This window comes from Acidovorax sp. AC410, from assembly GCF_979253235.1.
This window is the reverse complement of sequence record NZ_CEEDCG010000001.1, coordinates 6861429-6879387: the sequence shown is the minus strand read 5'-3', so window position 1 is coordinate 6879387 and position 17959 is coordinate 6861429. Positions and strand designations below refer to the sequence as shown.

Below are 17959 nucleotides of genomic sequence, written 5' to 3'. Positions count from 1 at the left end.
GGCCCCATGATGTGCGTCAAAGCGGGTGCGTTCTCGCTCGGCAATATTTACGTGAGGGCAGGGGAGCGCCCGATATTTCGGGGCCCCGGCTTGAGCTAGCATGGGCCATGGCCGAGAATTTCGCACCCCCGACCGCGCGCGCCGAGCACCCCGGCCGCCGGCTGGCGGCATTGCTGACGGGGGCCAACACCCTGCTCGCGGCGCTGCTGTGCGGCCTGGTGCTGTGGGTGCTGTCCTCGTCGCGGCAGAACCACGAAGAGCGTGCCCGCACCACGGCGGAAAGCCTGGTGGCGATCACCGGGGCCAACGTGGGCTCCGAACTGGGCCTGATCGATGCGGTGCTCAGGATGACGCTGGACGACCTCCTGCGCAGCGGGTTTGGCACCCGTGCGACGGACGACGACATCCAGCGCCTGCTCGGCGAGCGGCGCAGCCTGCTCGTGGGCGCCGAGGGCTTTCGCCTGGCGGATGAGAAGGGGGCAGTGCGGTGGGGCAACCTGGAGGCCGGGGCGCCGGTGGCCGACATCTCGCACCGCGCCTTCTTCCAGCAGGCCCGGCAGGCCACCTCGGGTGATCCCATTGTCTCCAGGCCCGTGGTGTCGCAGATCTCGGGCAACTGGGTGATCGTCATCGCGCGGCCTCTGGCCGTGGACGGCAGGTTCGCCGGGGTCCTGTACGCGACCATCCGGGTGGACCACTTTGCACAGATGTTCCACGGCTACGAGCTGGGTGAGCGCGACGCCATCACGCTCAGGACGCGGGACCTGCGTTTCGTGGCATGGATGTCGCCCGGGAACGAGGTCCATGTCGAGATCGGATCGACCCAGGTCTCCGACGAGCTGCGGGCTACCCTGGCGATCAAGCCTTCATCCGGCGTCTACACAGCCGCTTCTGCGACCGATGGCGTGGAGCGGACGGTCGCCTACCGGGAAGTGCAGGGCTGGCCGTTCATCGTCTTTGCAGGGCTCAACAACCAGCATTTCTTCCAGCCCCTGGCGCAGGAGGCACGCACGCTGTCGCTGATGGCGGGGCTCATGTGGCTGCTGAGCTGCGCTGCCGCCGTCGTGGTCTACCGGCTGGGGCTGCGCGAGCTGGGTACCCTGCGCGCCCTGGGGGCGCAGAGCCGGCGCACGCAGATCCTTTTGCGCGTGGCCGGTGACGGCATCCACATCATCGACCGGCAGGGTCATCTGGTCGAGATGAGCGATTCGTTCGCGCAGATGCACCGATCCTCCCGGGAGGGGCTGCAGGGCACGCATGTGTCCACCTGGGACGCCAACCAGAACGAGGCGGCCATCCGCACCTGGCTGGCCAAGGTGGGTGATGGCGACCGGCAGCGCGTGGAAGTTCAGCACCGGCGCGCGGATGGCCAGGTCATCGACGTCGATTTGCACTGGCATGCGGTGGACATCGACGGGCAGTTGCTGATCTTCGGCTCCGCCCGGGACATCACCGACAGAAAGCGCCTGCTGAAGAGCCTGGAAGAGTCTGCGGCGCGCATCCGCGACCTGTATGACCACACCCCCTGCGGGTATTTTTCGCTCGATGCCGAGGGCTGTGTCGTACACATCAATGCCACCCTGCAGCAGTGGCTGGGCAGCACGCCCCTGGATTCCCATGCCCGCTTCAGCGAGCTGCTGCAGGGCGAGCACCGCCAGCGCTTTCATGACCACTTTCTCATGCTCACCCTGCAGGAGCGGGCGCCCGAGATCGAGGTCGAGCTGGCGCCGCCGGGCGCCGCGCGCCGCTTCGTGCGCATCAACTCCACGGCCGTGCGCGATGGACAGGACGGGCAGGGCAACTTCCTGATGAGCCGCACCGTGGCGGTCGATGTGACGGCGCAGCACGCAGCGCTGCGCCAGGTGCAGGCCCTGCTGCACGAGCAGTCGGCCATGCTCAACAGCGACCTGGTGGGCATGCTCAAACTCCGCGGCCGCACCATCACCTGGAAGAATGTCGCCATGGAGCGCATGCTGGGCTATGGGCCGGGTGAACTCGGGGGGACCGAGGTCCAGGCCCTGTATGCGCGCGGCGAGGACTACCGCCACGTGGAAGAGGCCGCCGCGCTGCGGCTGGGCCGGGGCCAGAACTACCGCACCGACGTGCGCCTGCAGCACAGGAGCGGCGAGGCCATCTGGGTGGACCTGAGCGGCGTGCGCCTTTCCGACAGCGAGACCTTCTGGATGGCGGTGGACATCTCCTCAGCCAAGCGGGCGCATGCGCAGATCACGCACGTGGCCTTCCACGATGCACTCACGCAGCTGCCCAACCGCCTGCTGCTCGTGGACCGCCTGCGCCAGGCCCTGGCGGCGGCGCAGCGGGCCGGCCACGGGGTGGCGGTGTGCTTTGCTGACCTGGACGGATTCAAGGCCGTCAACGACCAATTTGGGCACGAGGCGGGCGACCAGCTCCTGGTCGAACTGGCCCGGCGCATCTCCGGCAGCATCCGCGCATCGGACACGGCGGCGCGCATCGGGGGTGACGAGTTCGTGCTGGTCCTCACGCCCGTGGCCGGGGATGAATGGCGTGCCGTGCTCGATCGGCTGATGCAGGCGGTTTGCCAGCCCGTGCACCTGCCGGGCTCCGGAGCGCCGGTGCGGGTCGGCATGAGCATTGGCGTCGCGCTGTCGCAGGGCCGGCTCGATGCGCAGGAACTGCTGGTCGAGGCGGACGAGGCCATGCTGCAGGCCAAGCGGTCCGGCAAGCACCGCGTGCAGCTGGCGCAGGCGGTGCAACCGCTGTCTTGAAGCTTCGCTGGAGAACTACGCGGGCAGGTACTGGCGCAAAAAAAGTTCCAGCTCGTCGGCCGGCAATGGCCGGCTGAACAGGTAGCCCTGGGCCTCGTCGCAGCCCTGCTCACGCAGGAAGGCCAGCTGGCCTGGCGTTTCCACGCCCTCGGCCGTGGTGCGCATGCCCAGGGCCTGGGCCATGCGGATGATGGCGCTCACGATGGCGCGGTCGTTGCCGTCGTCGCCCAGGTCGCGCACGAAGGACTGGTCGATCTTGAGCTTGAAGATCTGGAAGCGCTTGAGCTGGCTCAGCGACGAATAGCCGGTGCCGAAGTCGTCCATGGACATGCGCACCCCGCGCGAGTGCAGGCTGTCCATGGTGGCCACTGCCGAATGCGGGTCGTCCACGGCCACGCCCTCGGTCAGCTCCAGCTCCAGGCAGTCGGGCGGCAGCTCGAAGATGGTCAGGATGCGGCTCACCAGCTCGGGCAGCTGCGGCTGGCGGAACTGGATCGCCGAGAGGTTGACCGCCATGGTCAGCCCCGGAAACCCATTGGCGTGCCAGTCCTTGAGCTGGGTGAGCGCGGTGCGCAGCACCCATTCGCCGATCTGCAGGATCTGGCCGCTGTCCTCCGCGATGGGGATGAACTCGGTGGGCGAGATGCTGCCCATCTGCGGGTGGTCCCAGCGCAGCAGCGCCTCCACGCTGTGTACCTGGCCCGTGGCCAGGTGGATCTGGGGCTGGTAGTGCAGGTGCAGCTGGCCGCGCTCCAGTGCGCGGCGCAGTGCGTTCTCGATCTGCAGCGCACGCACCGACTGGGCCTGCATCTCGGGCGTGAAGAAGCGAAAGGTGTTGCGCCCGTCGAGCTTGGCGCGGTACATGGCCACGTCGGCCGACTGGGTCAGCGTGTCGAAGTCGGCACCGTCCTGCGGGAACAGGGCCACGCCCATGGACGGCGCCATCGTCAGCTCGTGGTGGTCGATCTGGTAGTGCTGGCGCGAGGCTTCCTGCAGCTTGCCGGCCACGCGTGCGGCCCCGTGTGCGTTGGCGCCCGGCAGCAGCAGGATGAACTCGTCACCACCCAGGCGCGAGACGGTGTCCTTGTCGCGCACCACGGCGCGCAGGCGCTTGGCGATCTCCACCAGCAGGGCGTCGCCCACGCGGTGGCCCAACGAGTCGTTGACATGCTTGAAATGGTCCAGGTCCAGGAAGATCAGCGCCAGCGGCGTATTGCCCTCCTGCGCCACGCGGATCGCTTCCTGGGCACGCTCGGACAGCAGGGCGCGGTTGGGCAGGCCGGTGAGCGGGTCGTAGTGGGCCAGCCAGTAGATGCGGTCCTGGTCGGCCTTGCGGTCACTGATCTCGCGGTGCAGGTTGTCCACCGTGTCGCGCAGTTCGCGCGTGCGGTCCTGGACCTGCTGCTCCAGCTCCTCATGCACACGTGCCAGGGCTGCCTGGGCCTGCTTGCGCTCGGAGATGTCCATGGTGATCCAGATCGAACCCTGGTCCGGGTCGTCAGGGTCGATGAACTTGGCGCGGACCTCGCAGGTGAGCGGCGTGCCGTCCCTGCGGCTCATGACCACCTCGCCCTCGTAGGACTGGCCGGCGGCGAGCACGGGGTAGCAGCGGTGACCCACTTCCTCCCAGTCTTCGTCGCTGGCATACCAGCGGCGCGAGGGGCTGCCCGCCAGCTCGCCGGGACCATAGCCCAGCATGTGCTCGAAGTGGCGGTTGCAGCGCGTCAGGTGCCGATCGCGCAGGAACACGATGCCCACCATGGCCTGGTCGAACAGCACCTGCTTTTCGCGCACGGCGGCGCTCAGCAGGGCCTGGGCCTGCTTGTGCTCGTCGATGTCGTCGAGGATCCAGATCGAGCCCTCGCTCGTGTCGGCCGGGTTGATCAGCCGGCCTGTGAGGCTGCCCCAGAACAGCCGCCCGTTGCGCCGGCGCATCTGGCGCTCCACGCGGTAGGCCTGGCCCTTGGCGAGCACGGGGTAGGCTTCGCGCCCCAGTGCACGGAAGGCATCGCGGTCGGGGTAGAAGGCCTCGCTGCTCAGGCCCGCCAGGCGCTGCGCCGATTCGTAGCCGAAGATTTCGGCATAGCGCTGGTTGCAGCGCACCACCACGCGCTGGCGGATGAACACGATGCCCACGCCCGCGCTCTCCAGCAGCATCTGCTGCTCGCGCAGCGTGCGCTCCAAAGACGCGTCGGAAGAGTCCCCAGACGGCAGGCGTTCTGGGGCAATGGACAGCAAGGACATGGCGGCCGAACCCGGAAGGGAGAGGCGCGATGCCCCAAAAAAATGTTCCAAAGTGTAGCAGCCCAGGCTTACAGCGGTAACCGCTTGGTAACCGGTCCCCGGCTGTGCCGCAAGGAGGGCCTTCGGGCACCCACCCGCATGCCGTGCCCCTGTGTCACGGCGTTGACATCGCACGGACATGCAGGCGTCACCTGCGGCTTTCAAACTCCAGCGCATTGAAGCACACCACCCGGTGATCCGGGGCACCAGCGGCCATGGGGCCGCCTTGTATGAAGGAGTTGATCCATGAGCGATTTGCCCAACCCCACCCTGCCGCTGTCCCCTGTCGCATCGCCCAGGGGCACCGTCCACCGCGCTGAATCTGCGGTGGGCGCGGTCGCTGCGGTGGCCGGCATGCCGGTGCGCGGTGGTGTGGAAGTAGCGTGGGCACGGCACCTCGATGAGGTGCGCCAGGCGCAGAAGCTGAGGTTCGACGTGTTTGCCGGGGAAATGGGCGCTCGATTGACGACCCCCGTTCCGGGCCACGACGTGGATTTGTTCGACGACTACTGCGAGCACCTGCTGGTGCGGGATGCGGCCAGCCGGCAGGTGATTGGCACCTACCGGGTGCTGACCCCCGCGCAGGCGCGCCGCGTGGGCAGCACCTACAGCGATACCGAGTTCGATCTCACCCGGCTGCGCACCCTGCGCCCGCGCATGGTCGAACTGGGGCGCAGCTGCGTGCATCCCGAGCACCGCCATGGCGGCGTGATCATGGCGCTTTGGAGCGCGCTGGCCGACTTCATGGTGCGCAACCAGCTCGACACCATGATCGGCTGCGCCAGCATCCCCATGCTGCACAACGGCGTGATCAGCGGCGACGCGGCGGCCAGCATCTGGAACCAGGTGCGCCAGACGCACCTGGCCCCCATCGAATACCATGTGCTGCCGCGCCTGCCGCTGCCTGTGGAGAAGCTCGACGGCTCCATCTTCGTGGAGCCGCCGGCCCTCATCAAGGGCTATCTGCGCCTGGGTGCCCGGGTGCTCGGTGCCCCGGCCTGGGATCCGGATTTCAACTCCGCAGACCTGCCCATGCTGATGCGCCTGGCGGACCTGCACCCCCGCTACCGCAAGCACTTCCTGGGGGCCTGATGCGCGCCGCGTTCGACGCGCTCGGCGACTGGACTGCGCACGTGGGAGGTGGGCAGGACACTGCCGCCGACGCCGACGACGCACATCCACCGGGCCACCGCCACCTGCGTGCGGTGTTCATCTCCGACCTGCACCTGGGCACGCCCGGCTGCCAGGCCGAGGGCCTGCTCGACTTTCTCAAGCACCACCCGAGCGACCACCTGTACCTGGTGGGCGACATCGTGGACGGCTGGCAGCTGCGCCGGCGCTGGTTCTGGCCCCAGGCCCACAACGACGTGGTGCAAAAGCTGCTGCGCCGTGCGCGCAAGGGCTGCCGCGTGGTGTTCGTGCCCGGCAACCACGACGAGTTCGCCCGCGCCTTCGTCGGCCATTCGTTCGGCGGCATCGAGGTGGCCGAGGACACGGTGCACACCACGGCCGATGGCCGCACCCTGTGGGTGACGCACGGCGATTATTTCGATGGCGTGATCCAGTGCGCCAAGTGGCTCGCCTATCTGGGCGACAACCTCTACGAATTCACGCTCAAGCTCAACCGCTACCTGAACACCCTGCGCGCGCGCATGGGGCTGCCGTACTGGTCGCTCTCGGCCTACCTCAAGGGCAAGGTCAAGAAGGCGCTGAACTACGTGACGGACTTCGAGGTGGCCGTGGCCGCCGAAGCCCGCCGCCGCGGCCACGACGGCGTGGTCTGCGGCCACATCCACCGCGCCGAGATGCGCGAGATCGACGGCATCCTGTACTGCAACGATGGCGACTGGGTGGAAAGCCACACCGCGCTGGTCGAGCACATGGATGGCCGCCTGGAGCTGGTGCAATGGCACACCCTGCCGGGGCACCAGGCAAGCACGCAAACCCGCAGCAGCGAGATGGCCGTATGAAAATCGCCTTGTTGTCCGACGCCTGGGCCCCCCAGATCAACGGCGTGGTCACCACCCTGGTGGAGCTGGTGCGCTATATGGAGGGCGCCGGGCACCAGGTGCATGTGATCCAGCCGGGCCTGTTCAAGACCCGGCCCTGCCCGGGTTACCCGGGTATCGACCTGGCCGTCCGTCCCGGGCGCGAGATCGAGCGCATCCTGGACGAACTGCAGCCCGATGCCATCCATCTGGCGACCGAAGGGCCCATCGGCTGGGCCGGGCGCAGCTACTGCCTGCGCAAGAAGCTGGCCTTCACCACGGCTTTCCACACCCGGTTTCCTGAGATCCTGAATGCTGCGGCGCACATTCCGCTGGGGCTGGGCTACGCGCTGTTCCGGCATTTTCACCGTCCTTCGTCGGGGGTGATGGTGCCCACGGTAGGGGTTTTGAAGATGCTCGAGCGCCGGGGTTTCCGCAACCTCCGGCAATGGACGCATGGGGTGGACACCACCGCCTTCACCTACCAGGGCGAGGCCACGCCCCACCCGCTGGTGGGCGCCCTGGCCCATCCGGTGGCCCTGTACGTAGGGCGCGTCTCGTACGAGAAGAACATCGAGGCCTTCCTGCAGCTGGACATGCCGGGCAGCAAGGTGATCTGCGGCGTGGGCCCGCTGGAAGAGCGGCTCAAGGCCCGCTACCCGCAGGCACGCTGGCTCGGCATCCTGGACCGGGCCACCCTGGCCGGGGTGTACGCGGCGGCCGACGTGTTCGTGTTCCCCAGCCGCTCGGAGACCTTTGGCCTGGTGATGCTGGAGGCCATGGCCTGTGGCACGCCCGTGGCCGCCTACTTCGAGGACGGCCCGATGGAGGTGCTGGGAGTCCATGCCGGCGGCCAGGCGCGCGGCGGCGTGCTCGACACCGACCTGATGACCGCTGCCCAGAATGCGCTGGCCGTGCCGCGCCACGAGGCGCGCAACCGGGCGCTGGAGTTCACCTGGGCACATGCCGCCCGCCTGTTCCAGCAATTCCTGGTTCCGGCCCGCCCGCACGGAGATGACGACAGGGTTTCTGTCACAAAAACTGTCACATCACTGTCATCTGGCCGTTAAATACTGGAGACACCAGCCCTTGTGGCTTTCGAGTGTCCATGCCTTCCTTATCCTCCAGAAAACCTGTGATTTCGCAATGTGACAGCCCCGATGACCGCCAGGACGCCGCCGCTGCGGCGACCGAGCCTGTGTCCACACCAGCGCTGGCTACCGCCGTGCCGGGGGCGCCCATGTTCCTGGACCGGGACCACAGCATCCTGGGCTTCAATGAGCGTGTTTTTGACTGGGCCGTGCGCACCGACGTGCCCCTGCTCGAGCGCCTGCGCTACCTGTGCATCGTCTCGTCCAACCTCGACGAGTTCTTCGAGGTTCGCGCCGCCGCCCACCTGACCGCAGCCAAGAGCGGCGAGGGCAAGGGGGTCTATACCGCAGCCTCCTTCGTGGCACTGGCATCCAAGGCCCACGACCTGGTGGCGCGCCAGTACTCGCTGTACAACGACTCCCTGGTGCCCGAGTTCGCCCGGCACGGCATCCGCATCGTCTCCCACGGCGACCGGTCATCGGCCCAGCGGGCCTGGGTGCATGAGTACTTCATGCGCGAGGTGCGCCCGCTCTTGATCCCGGTGGGGCTGGACCCGGCCCACCCGTTCCCGCAGGTGGCCAACAAGTCGCTCAATTTCATCGTGCGGCTGCATGGGCACGATGCCTTCGGCCGCAAGAACGAGGTGGCCATCGTCAAGGTGCCGCGTGCGCTGCCGCGCCTGGTGCGCATGCCGTCGCGCCTGGCGGCCAAGGGCGAATCGCTGTTCGTGAGCCTGTCGAGCATCATCCGCGCGCACCTGGCGGACCTGTTCCCCGGGCGCGAGGTCACGGAGTTCTCGCAGTTCCGCGTCACGCGCCACTCCGATCTGGCGCTCGACGAGGAAGACGTGCGCAACCTGCGCACCGCCCTGCGCCAGGGTCTGCAGCACCGCCACTATGGCCAGGCCGTGCGGCTGGAGGTCTCGGCCGGGTGCTCGCAGTTCCTCTCGCGCTTCCTGCTTGAGCAGTTCGACCTGCCCGAGCCGGCGCTGTACCGCGTGCATGGCCCCGTGAACCTGGTGCGCCTGACGCAACTGGTGGACCTGGTGAACGACCCTGCGCTGCTGTTCCCTGCATGGCGCTCGGCCTGGCCGCACCAGTTGGTGCCGGGGGTCTCGATCATGGAGCAGTTGCAAAAGCGCGATGTGCTCATGCACCAGCCGTTCGAGAGCTTCGACGGGCTGCTGGCCTTTCTGCGCGAGGCGGTGAACGACCCGCAGGTGCTGGTGATCAAGCAGACCATCTACCGCACGGGCGCCGATTCCGAGCTCATGGACCTGCTGACCGAGGCCGTGCGCCGCGGCAAGGAGGTCATGGCCGTGGTGGAGCTCAAGGCGCGCTTTGACGAAGAGGCCAACATCAACTGGGCCGAGGCGCTTGAATCCATTGGCGCGCAGGTGGTGTACGGCGTGGTGGGCCTCAAGACGCATGCCAAGATGCTGCTGGTGACGCGCCGCGAGGGGCGCCAGCTGCGCCGCTACGGGCACCTGTCGACCGGCAACTACAACGTGCGCACCGCGCGCCTGTACACCGACCTCAGTTACCTCACGGCCGACGAGGACACCACCGCCGACATGGACGGCGTGTTCAACCACCTGGCCAGCCAGAACCGGCCGCCCAAGCTGCGCAAACTGCTGCTCGCGCCCTTCCATCTGCAGCGCCGCATGGTCGAGAAGATCGAGCAGGTGGGCCTGGCCGCCAGCCGGGGCGAGGATGCGCGCATCGTCGCCAAGATGAACGCACTGACCGACGAGGCGCTGATCCGTGCCCTGATCCTGGCCGGCCAGCGCGGTGCCAGCATCGACCTGATCGTGCGCGGCGCCTGCATGCTGGCAGCGCAGGTGCCGGGCGTGACCGACAACATCCGCGTGCGCTCGGTGATCGGGCGCTTTCTGGAGCACACGCGCGTCTTCTACTTCCGCGCCGGTGGCGAGGAAGACCTGTACCTGTCGAGTGCCGACTGGATGAACCGCAACATGATGCGCCGCGTGGAGCTGGCCTGGCCTGTGACCGAGCCGCGCCTGCGCCGCCAGATCGTCGACGAATGCCTGGTGGCCTACCTGCACGACGACCGCGATGCATGGACGCTCAACCCCGACGGCACCTATGCCCGGGCGCCGCATCCCGAAGACGGGCAGGGCGCGCAGGCGGCGCTCATGGTGCGCTACGGACCGCCTGCGCCGGTGGCGCGGGTGGAGCAGCAAGGAACGTGATGATGGATTTGATCCTGTGGCGCCATGCCGAGGCCGAAGAGGCCCAGGACGGCTCGGACGATCTGACCCGTGCGCTCACGCCGCGCGGCGAAAAGCAGGCGGCGCGCATGGCTGCCTGGCTGGACCGCCAGTTGCCCGAGGGCCTGCGTGTGCTGGCCAGCCCGGCACGGCGCACCGAGCAGACGGCCGACGCGCTGGGCCGCAAATTCAAGATGCGCGCCGAACTGCTGCCCGGCGGCACTACTGAAGAGCTCCTGGAGCTGGCGCAGTGGCCGCGGGCGCGCGGTGCCGTGCTGATCGTGGGCCACCAGCCCGTGCTGGGCCAGACCATTGCGCAGTTGCTGGGCATGCAGGCTCCCGAATGCGCGGTGCGCAAGGGCGCCGTGTGGTGGCTGCGCCAGCGCCAGCGCATGGACGAGAGCCAGACGGTGCTGATGGCCGTGCAGTCGCCGGAGTTCGTCTGACACTGACGGCAGCACCTTCAGTTGCTACCACGCAGCGGCCCTCGGGCCGCTTTCTTACTTGCGGCCGTTCTTGGCGGCAGGGGCCTCGGCCTTTGGGCGGCCGGTCTTGATCGACGGCACGGCCTGCAGTGCGCTGCGCAGGGCGGTGTCAGACAGGGTGGCCAGCAGCTTGAGGCCGGCGCGCAGCAATTCGCTCTTCTTGGTGGGCTGGGCCAGTGCGGCGGCGCGCTGCTTGAGCGTCTCGACCACGGCGTACTCGTCCTTGGGGATGGTGAAGCTGTCGCGCACCAGCTTGGGCTTCTTGACCTTGGCGTCCTTGGCGGGTACCACGGGTGCTGCGGGCTTGGTCGCAGGCTTGCTCACGGTGGGCGCTGCAGCCTTGGGCTTGGCGGCGGCCTTGGCTGCCGGCTTTGCGGCGGTTGCAGGCTTGGCTGCCGGGGCCTTGGCGGCTGCCTTCGGGACGGCGTCAGGCTTGGTGGCTGCAGCTTTCTTCGGTGCCTTGGCTGCCTTGACGGCCTTGGAAGCAGCGGTGCTTTTCACGGCGGCGGGTGCCTTGGCGGCGGGGGCTGCAGCCGGGGTGGCTGCAGCGGTAGGAGTGGCGGGGGCGGTTGCTGGTGCAGTGGTGGTCATGGCTTCAAAAAATAAAACGGTATAAACAGTTTATACGGTTTTTATTTTCAAGTCACGGCAGTTCTGCCACCAGCTCCCATGGGGTCTTCTGCCAGGCCAGCATTTCCTCGCGCAGCAGGTGGGCCGATTGGGGGTAGCCCAGCGCCCAGCCCCGGCGAGCCGCCAGCAGAAAGCGGTTGCCCTTGACCTGCAGCTGCAGGCCTTCGGTGTCCGGGTCGCGGCGGGCATGGCACAGGGCCACGGCCAGGCGAAGGCACAGCAGCTGCAGTGCGAATCCCGGGTCTTCGAGGTCCACATCGAGCTTGCGCACCTTGCCACGCTGGCCCAGCACCAACTGGCCCAGGCGGTGCAGCTCGGGCATGGCAAAGCCGGCGGCGTCGGTGTGGTCCAGGATGTAGGCGCCGTGGCGGTGGTAGTCGCTGTGCGAGATGCGGCAGCCGATCTCGTGCAGGCGCGCCGCCCAGTCGAGCTTGCGCGAGGCGCGCTCGCTGCCGGCAGGGGCCGCCTGGTCGAACAGCTGGCAGGCGATCCGTGCCACGCGCTCGGCATGCTCCATGTCCACGCCAAAGCGCTGCATGAGGCCGTTGACCGTGGTGCTGCGCAGGTCGGTGCCGGGCTGTTCGCGGTCCAGCAGGTCGTACAGCGCGCCCTGGCGCAGCGCGCCCTGGGCCACCTGCATCTGCTCGATGTGCAGCAGGTCGAACACGGCGCGCAGCACGCTGATGCCGCCGCCGATCACGGCGCGGCGCTCGTCCTTCAAGCCATCGAGCCGCACGCGGTCGGCGCTCTGCGCGCGCAGCAGGCGTTCATGCAGCCAGTCAAGGCCTTCGCGCGTGATCAGGCCTTCGGGCGCACCTGCGGCGGTGAGGATGTCCCCGACCGCGCCGGCCGTGCCCGAAGACCCGTAGGCCACGTCCCAGCCGTCGGGACGGAAGGTGGCCAGGGCCTCGTCGAGCACCGCCTTGGCGGCGATCTCGGCGGCCATGAAGGCCTGGGGCGTGAACAGGCCCCCGGCGAAGTAGCGCGAGGACCAGGCCACGCTGCCCACGCGAAAGGAGGCCACGGAGTGCGGCGTGAACTGCTGGCCCAGGATGAGTTCGGTGGAGCGCCCGCCGATGTCCACCACCAGGCGGCGCTCGTCGGACTGGGGCAGCAGGCGCGCCACGCCCTGGTAAATCAGCCGGGCTTCCTCGGGGCCCGAGACCACGTCGATCGGGTAGCCCAGCACCTGGCTGCCGCGCACGATGAATTCATCACGGTTGCGCGCCTCGCGCAGGGTCTGGGTGGCCACGGCACGCACCTGCGTGCGCGAAAAGCCTGCCAGGCGCTCGCCGAAGCGGGCCAGGCAGTCCCAGCCGCGCTGCATGGCTTCGGGGGTGAGGTTGCGGTTTTCGTCCAGGCCATTGCCCTGGCGCACGGTTTCCTTGAGGTATTCGACGCGCTGGACATGGCCGTGCTCGTAGCGGCCGATTTCAAGGCGAAAGCTGTTGGATCCCAGATCCACAGCTGCGAGCAGTGTTCCGTTGTGCATGGTGGTGCGCGGGGGGCGCGTTTTTCCTTTCGGCCCAGCATAGCACCCGGGCCGGCGCGCAAGAGCGAGTTCAGCCAATGATGCGCCCGTTCGTGGTGAGCATGCTCTGGGTCACATAGGCATTGGTGCGCTGGCGCCCCTGGTAGCCGATGGCATAGCCGCCGATGTTCACGGCGGCGCGCTTTTGCAGGGCGGCCAGCATGCTGGCGCGGGTGACCGGGCCGGTGATGCCGCCCATCACCTCGGCGGTGTAGCGCGCGGCGATGTAGCCGGCCAGGCCCAGGGGGGAGGGGGGCTCGTCGTAGAAGCGCGCCAGGGCGTCGCGGTAGCTGCGCACCACGGGCAGGCTGGCGTTCACCAGGGGCACAGCCTGCGTGACGATGACCGAGGCCTTGGCGGCGGTGGGTCCCATCTGCGCCAGCACCTGCAGGTTCACGTCGGCCAGCGCCACCACATAGCACTGCCGGCCCTGGGGCAGCGCGAGCTGGTCCAGGAACGAAAAGAGTTCGGGCGTGCCGCCGATGAAGAGGATGATGGTCTGGTCCACGCGCGCTGCGGCGCCGGCCTTGGTGGCGGTGCCTGGCAGTGCAATGGCCTGCGCCTTGAGCGCCATCGATTGGGCCGCGTGGGCCACCATGGCCTCGGACTGGCGCCGCACGGCCGCGCTGGCATAGGCCACGCCCACCGTCTGTACGCCCATGCTGGCCAGGTTCCTGATGGCGTGGGTGATCTGCGCCTCGTGCCCGGCGAACACGTCGAACACCGTGTCGCCCGCGCCGGTGGCCGTGGCGACGCCTGCGGTGTCATGCAGCCAGGGGGCGACGAAAGCCAGCGGCGACTCCGTGGCGGCCTTGGCCTGCAAGGCGATGAGCCCGCTGGCGGCCGTATTGCCCACGCAACCCGACAAGGCGATGCAGCTGGCCTGGCGCTGCGCGCTCTGCCAGGCGGACTGCAGGCTTGCAGGGGTGCCATCGGTCTCCAGCGTCTGGTGCCGCACAGGCCGGCCCTGCACGCCGCCCTTGGCATTGATCTCTTGCCAGGCGGTGCGCGAGCCGACCAGGAAGTCGCGGCTCACATCCTGCTGGTCGGCAGACAGGTCCGCCACCTGCGCCACCACATGCGGCCGGTCGGCATCCGCTTTTTTGGCGGATGACTCCGTGCCCTGGGTCCAGGCATTGCCCGCAAGGCCCATGGCCGCCACCCCTTGCAGCCAGTGGCGGCGCAGAACGCCGGGATGGCCGGGGCAGGGTGTGCGTGTCATGTCGTGCGGTTGCTGGCCGATTACTTCTTGGGAGGCATCAGCACGCGGTCGACCACATGCACCACGCCGTTGGTGGCCACGATGTCGGCCTTCTCCACCATGGCTTCTTCCACCGTCACGAAGGTGCCGGCGCGCGACAGGGCGACGTCGGAGCCGTTCAGGGTCTTGGTGTTGCCGGATTTGATGGCGGCCGCGGTCACATTGCCGGCCACGATGTGGTGGCTGAGCACGGCCTTGAGCTGGGCAGGGTTGGCCTGCAGGTCGGCCAGGGTCTTGGCGGGCACGGCCTTGAAGGCGTCGTCCGATGGGGCAAACACGGTATAGGGGCCGGCGGCCTTGAGGGTGTCGGCCAGCCCGGCCTGTGCCGCCAGCTTGTTGAAGGTGCTCAGCGAAGGCGTCTTTGCAATCGTGCCGTCGAGGTTGGCGGGGGTGGAACCGGTGCTGGCGCAGCCGGCCAGGGCGGCGGCGGCCAGGAGAAGGGCGGATGGCAGTGCGTAACGGCGGAACATGTGATTCTCCAGGTAGGTAGCCGATTCATCTCGGTGGCGGGAGACTAAGCAGGCACCGTGACAGCTGGATGACAAACGTAAACGCCTGTACGCAGGAAGCGGATGTGTGACAACCGACTTCCGTGTCACGACAATGTCACATACGGGTCCTAGAGTCGCCTCATCCCAACTCACTCTCCCAAGAGGTATCTCCATGAAAATGTCCGCGATTCGGGTCCTTGTAGCTGGTGTGGTCGCTGCTGGTGCGTTCTCTCAGGCCATGGCGCAGCAGGAAGCCACCGGTGCAGGCGCCAGTTTTCCGGCGCCTCTGTACTCCAAGTGGGCGGCTGACTACAACAAGGCCACGGGCGTCAAGATCAACTACCAGTCGGTGGGTTCGGGTGCCGGCATGCGCCAGATCGAGGCCAAGACCGTGGACTTCGGTGCCTCGGATGCACCTCTGAAGGACGAGGAACTGGCCAAGAAGGGCCTGGTGCAATTCCCCACCGTGATCGGTGGCATCGTTCCCGTGGTGAACATCAAGGGCATCGCTCCCGGCCAGATGAAGCTGAGCGGCCAAGTCCTGGGCGACATCTACCTGGGCAAGATCACCAAGTGGAACGACGACGCCATCAAGGCGCTGAACCCCGGCGTGAACCTGCCTGACGCCGCCATCGCCCCCGTGCGCCGCGCCGACGGCTCGGGCACCACCTTCGGCTTCACCAACTACCTGAGCAAGGTGAACGCCGAGTGGAAGTCCAAGGTTGGCGAAGGCACGGCCGTGAACTGGCCCACCGGTGCGGGTGGCAAGGGCAACGAAGGCGTGGCCGCCTTCGTGGGCCGCCTGCCCAACTCCATCGGCTACGTGGAATACGCCTACGTCAAGCAGAACAAGCTGACCTACACGCAGCTGCAGAACGCCGCCGGCAACTACGTCTCGCCTGACGATGCCACGTTCAAGGCTGCTGCTGCTGGCGCCGACTGGGCCAAGAGCTTCTACCAGATCCTGACGAACCAGCCCGGCAAGGATTCGTGGCCCATCACCTCCGCCACCTTCATCATGATGCAGAAGGCGCAGGACAAGCCTGTGCAGGCCACCACGGCGCTCAAGTTCTTTGACTGGGTCTACACCCAGGGCGACAAGACCGCCGCGGACCTGGACTATGTGCCCATGCCCGACAGCGTGAAGGCCATCATCCTCAAGTCATGGGGTGATATCAAGGATACGTCCGGCAAGGCCGTAGCGTTCAAGTAATTTGACAGGGCCGGCAGTAAGCCGGCCCTTCAACTTCAAATCCATTGAATCAAGGCAACCAACGTGTCCACAACGATGCCGGTCCGCGACAATCCGTCCATTGCGACGGCCCCTTTGCGTACTGAGAAAATGCCCCCCTCTCCACACCGCCCCCTGATCTCCGGCGTGCTTGCCGACAAGCTGTTCGGTTTCTTTGCACGTGGCGCTGCCATCCTGACCCTGCTCCTGCTGCTGGGCATCCTGGCTTCGCTGGTGGTGGGGGCCTGGCCGTCCATCGCCAAATATGGCCTGGGCTTCCTCACCAGCAGCGTCTGGGACCCCGTGCAGAACGAGTACGGCGGCCTGGTGATGATCTACGGCACGCTGGCGACGTCTGCCATCGCGCTGCTGATCGCCGTGCCCGTGAGCTTCGGCATCGCCCTGTTCCTGACCGAGCTGTCGCCCTCCTGGCTCAAGCGCCCTCTGGGCACGGCCATCGAGTTGCTGGCTGCCGTGCCCTCCATCGTCTATGGCATGTGGGGGCTGATGGTGTTCGGTCCCATCCTCGCCACCTATGTGCAGCAGCCGCTGCAGTCCCTGTTCCAGGGCGTTCCCTACCTGGGTGCGTTCGTGTCGGGCCCTCCGGTGGGCATCGGCATCCTGTCGGCCGGCATCATCCTGGCCATCATGATCATCCCGTTCATCGCCTCGGTGATGCGCGACGTGTTCGAAGTCACCCCCGCCCTGCTCAAGGAGTCGGCCTACGGCCTGGGCTCCACGACCTGGGAGGTGGTGTGGAAAGTGGTCCTGCCCTATACCAAGACCGGTGTGCTGGGCGGCATCATGCTGGGCCTGGGCCGTGCGCTGGGCGAGACCATGGCCGTGACCTTTGTCATCGGCAACATGAACCAGCTGTCCTCCCTGTCGATGTTCGAGGCGGCCAACAGCATCACCTCGGCCCTGGCCAACGAATTCGCCGAAGCCGGCGAAGGCCTGCACCAGGCCTCGCTGATCTATCTGGGCCTGGTCCTGTTCTTCATCACCTTCGTGGTGCTGACCTGCTCCAAGATCCTGCTGTCCCGCCTGCAAAAGAATGAAGGAGCCCGCTCATGAGCACCGCCACCCCCAGTACCGGGCAACGCCTGATCTCGGCGGCCGAGCTCGACCAGCAGCGCCAGGCGCGCTACAACAGTCGCAAGCGCGTCAACCAGATCGCCCTCGTGCTGTCGCTCGCCGCCATGGCGTTTGGCGTCTTCTGGCTGATCTGGATCCTGTGGGAAACCGTGCGCCTGGGCGTCGGTGGCCTGAGCATCGCCCTGTTCACGCAGATGACCCCGCCACCCAATGAAGCAGGTGGTATCTCCAACGCCATCTTCGGTTCGTTCGTGATGGTGCTGCTGGCCACCTTCGTGGGCACGCCCATCGGCATCATGGCCGGCATCTACCTGGCCGAGTACGAGACCAAGAGCCTGCTGGCTTCGGTCACGCGCTTCGTCAACGACATCCTGCTGTCGGCGCCCTCCATCGTGATCGGCCTGTTCGTGTATGCGGTGGTGGTGGCGCGCTTTCGCAGCTTCTCGGCCTATGCCGGCATCCTGGCGTTGGCGTTGATCGTGATCCCGGTGGTCATCCGCACCACCGAGAACATGCTGGTGCTGGTGCCATCGAGCCTGCGCGAAGCGGCCTACGCCCTGGGAACGCCCAAGTGGAAGGTCATCATCCTGGTGACGCTGCGCGCAGCCCGCGCCGGCGTGATCACCGGTGTGCTGCTGGCCGTGGCCCGCATCGCCGGCGAAACCGCTCCGCTGCTGTTCACGGCGTTGAACAACCAGTTCTGGAACGGCGACCTGTCCAAGCCCATGGCCAGCCTGCCCGTGACCATCTTCAAGTTCGCCATGAGCCCGTACGAGAACTGGCAGCAACTGGCCTGGGCCGGTGTGTTCCTCATCACCGTCGCCGTTCTCGGCCTGAACATCCTGGCGCGGGTCCTGACCCGCCACAAGTAAGCCCTAGCAGCAAGAAAGACACC

At 67.4% G+C, this 17959-nt stretch carries 14 protein-coding genes; 9 read left to right on the top strand and 5 right to left on the bottom strand.

All coding sequences use genetic code 11. The features are described from left to right. The first annotated feature begins 107 nt into the window (after positions 1 to 107). Positions 108 to 2747 carry a diguanylate cyclase domain-containing protein gene (locus AC0IZS_RS31950; RefSeq protein WP_471639333.1) on the top strand — a complete coding sequence of 880 codons (2640 nt, stop codon included), beginning with the start codon at positions 108 to 110 and terminating at the stop codon, positions 2745 to 2747. A gap of 15 nt (positions 2748 to 2762) precedes the next feature. Here the strand turns inward: AC0IZS_RS31950 and AC0IZS_RS31945 are convergent, their stop codons facing one another. Beyond that, positions 2763 to 4991 carry an EAL domain-containing protein gene (locus AC0IZS_RS31945; protein ID WP_471639332.1) on the bottom strand — a complete coding sequence of 743 codons (2229 nt, stop codon included), beginning with the start codon at positions 4989 to 4991 and terminating at the stop codon, positions 2763 to 2765. A gap of 285 nt (positions 4992 to 5276) precedes the next feature. Here AC0IZS_RS31945 and AC0IZS_RS31940 point away from each other — a divergent pair, with 285 nt between their 5' ends. From AC0IZS_RS31940 to AC0IZS_RS31920, 5 genes are read left to right on the top strand one after another with little or no spacing between them, the layout of a single operon-like run. Further along, positions 5277 to 6122: a GNAT family N-acetyltransferase gene (locus tag AC0IZS_RS31940; RefSeq protein ID WP_471639331.1), complete on the top strand. Its 846-nt coding sequence runs from the start codon at positions 5277 to 5279 to the stop codon at positions 6120 to 6122. Then, positions 6122 to 7000 (top strand): UDP-2,3-diacylglucosamine diphosphatase, encoded by an 879-nt coding sequence (locus AC0IZS_RS31935; RefSeq protein ID WP_471639330.1) that lies wholly within the window; start codon positions 6122 to 6124, stop codon positions 6998 to 7000. The genes AC0IZS_RS31940 and AC0IZS_RS31935 overlap by 1 nt, the downstream gene beginning before the upstream one ends. After that, positions 6997 to 8088 carry a glycosyltransferase family 4 protein gene (locus AC0IZS_RS31930; RefSeq protein ID WP_471639329.1) on the top strand — a complete coding sequence of 364 codons (1092 nt, stop codon included), beginning with the start codon at positions 6997 to 6999 and terminating at the stop codon, positions 8086 to 8088. The genes AC0IZS_RS31935 and AC0IZS_RS31930 overlap by 4 nt, the downstream gene beginning before the upstream one ends. A gap of 38 nt (positions 8089 to 8126) precedes the next feature. After that, positions 8127 to 10322, top strand: a complete 2196-nt coding sequence (ppk1, locus tag AC0IZS_RS31925) for a polyphosphate kinase 1 (protein ID WP_471639328.1) — start codon at positions 8127 to 8129, stop codon at positions 10320 to 10322. Beyond that, entirely contained in the window at positions 10322 to 10786 is a 465-nt protein-coding gene (locus tag AC0IZS_RS31920; RefSeq protein WP_471639327.1) for a SixA phosphatase family protein, read from the top strand. The genes ppk1 and AC0IZS_RS31920 overlap by 1 nt, the downstream gene beginning before the upstream one ends. Before the next feature lie 54 nt (positions 10787 to 10840). Here the strand turns inward: AC0IZS_RS31920 and AC0IZS_RS31915 are convergent, their stop codons facing one another. From AC0IZS_RS31915 to AC0IZS_RS31900, 4 genes are all read right to left on the bottom strand, one after another. Continuing rightward, the gene (locus AC0IZS_RS31915; RefSeq protein WP_471639326.1) at positions 10841 to 11416 is read right to left on the bottom strand and encodes a hypothetical protein; all 576 of its coding nucleotides are present in this window, start codon (positions 11414 to 11416) and stop codon (positions 10841 to 10843) included. A 52-nt stretch (positions 11417 to 11468) separates the two neighbouring features. Continuing rightward, positions 11469 to 12947: a Ppx/GppA phosphatase family protein gene (locus AC0IZS_RS31910; protein WP_471639325.1), complete on the bottom strand. Its 1479-nt coding sequence runs from the start codon at positions 12945 to 12947 to the stop codon at positions 11469 to 11471. Between the two features lie 70 nt (positions 12948 to 13017). Next, positions 13018 to 14208: an ABC transporter substrate-binding protein gene (locus AC0IZS_RS31905; RefSeq protein ID WP_471639324.1), complete on the bottom strand. Its 1191-nt coding sequence runs from the start codon at positions 14206 to 14208 to the stop codon at positions 13018 to 13020. A 20-nt stretch (positions 14209 to 14228) separates the two neighbouring features. Next, positions 14229 to 14717 carry a fasciclin domain-containing protein gene (locus AC0IZS_RS31900; protein ID WP_471639323.1) on the bottom strand — a complete coding sequence of 163 codons (489 nt, stop codon included), beginning with the start codon at positions 14715 to 14717 and terminating at the stop codon, positions 14229 to 14231. A 193-nt stretch (positions 14718 to 14910) separates the two neighbouring features. On the opposite strand from AC0IZS_RS31900, the gene pstS reads away from it, so the two are divergent. From pstS to pstA, 3 genes are all read left to right on the top strand, one after another. Beyond that, positions 14911 to 15951: a phosphate ABC transporter substrate-binding protein PstS gene (gene pstS, locus AC0IZS_RS31895; protein WP_471639322.1), complete on the top strand. Its 1041-nt coding sequence runs from the start codon at positions 14911 to 14913 to the stop codon at positions 15949 to 15951. Between the two features lie 129 nt (positions 15952 to 16080). Then, positions 16081 to 17043, top strand: a complete 963-nt coding sequence (pstC, locus tag AC0IZS_RS31890) for a phosphate ABC transporter permease subunit PstC (protein WP_238541777.1) — start codon at positions 16081 to 16083, stop codon at positions 17041 to 17043. Beyond that, positions 17040 to 17936 (top strand): phosphate ABC transporter permease PstA, encoded by an 897-nt coding sequence (gene pstA / locus AC0IZS_RS31885; protein WP_471639321.1) that lies wholly within the window; start codon positions 17040 to 17042, stop codon positions 17934 to 17936. The genes pstC and pstA overlap by 4 nt, the downstream gene beginning before the upstream one ends. Positions 17937 to 17959: the final 23 nt, after the last annotated feature.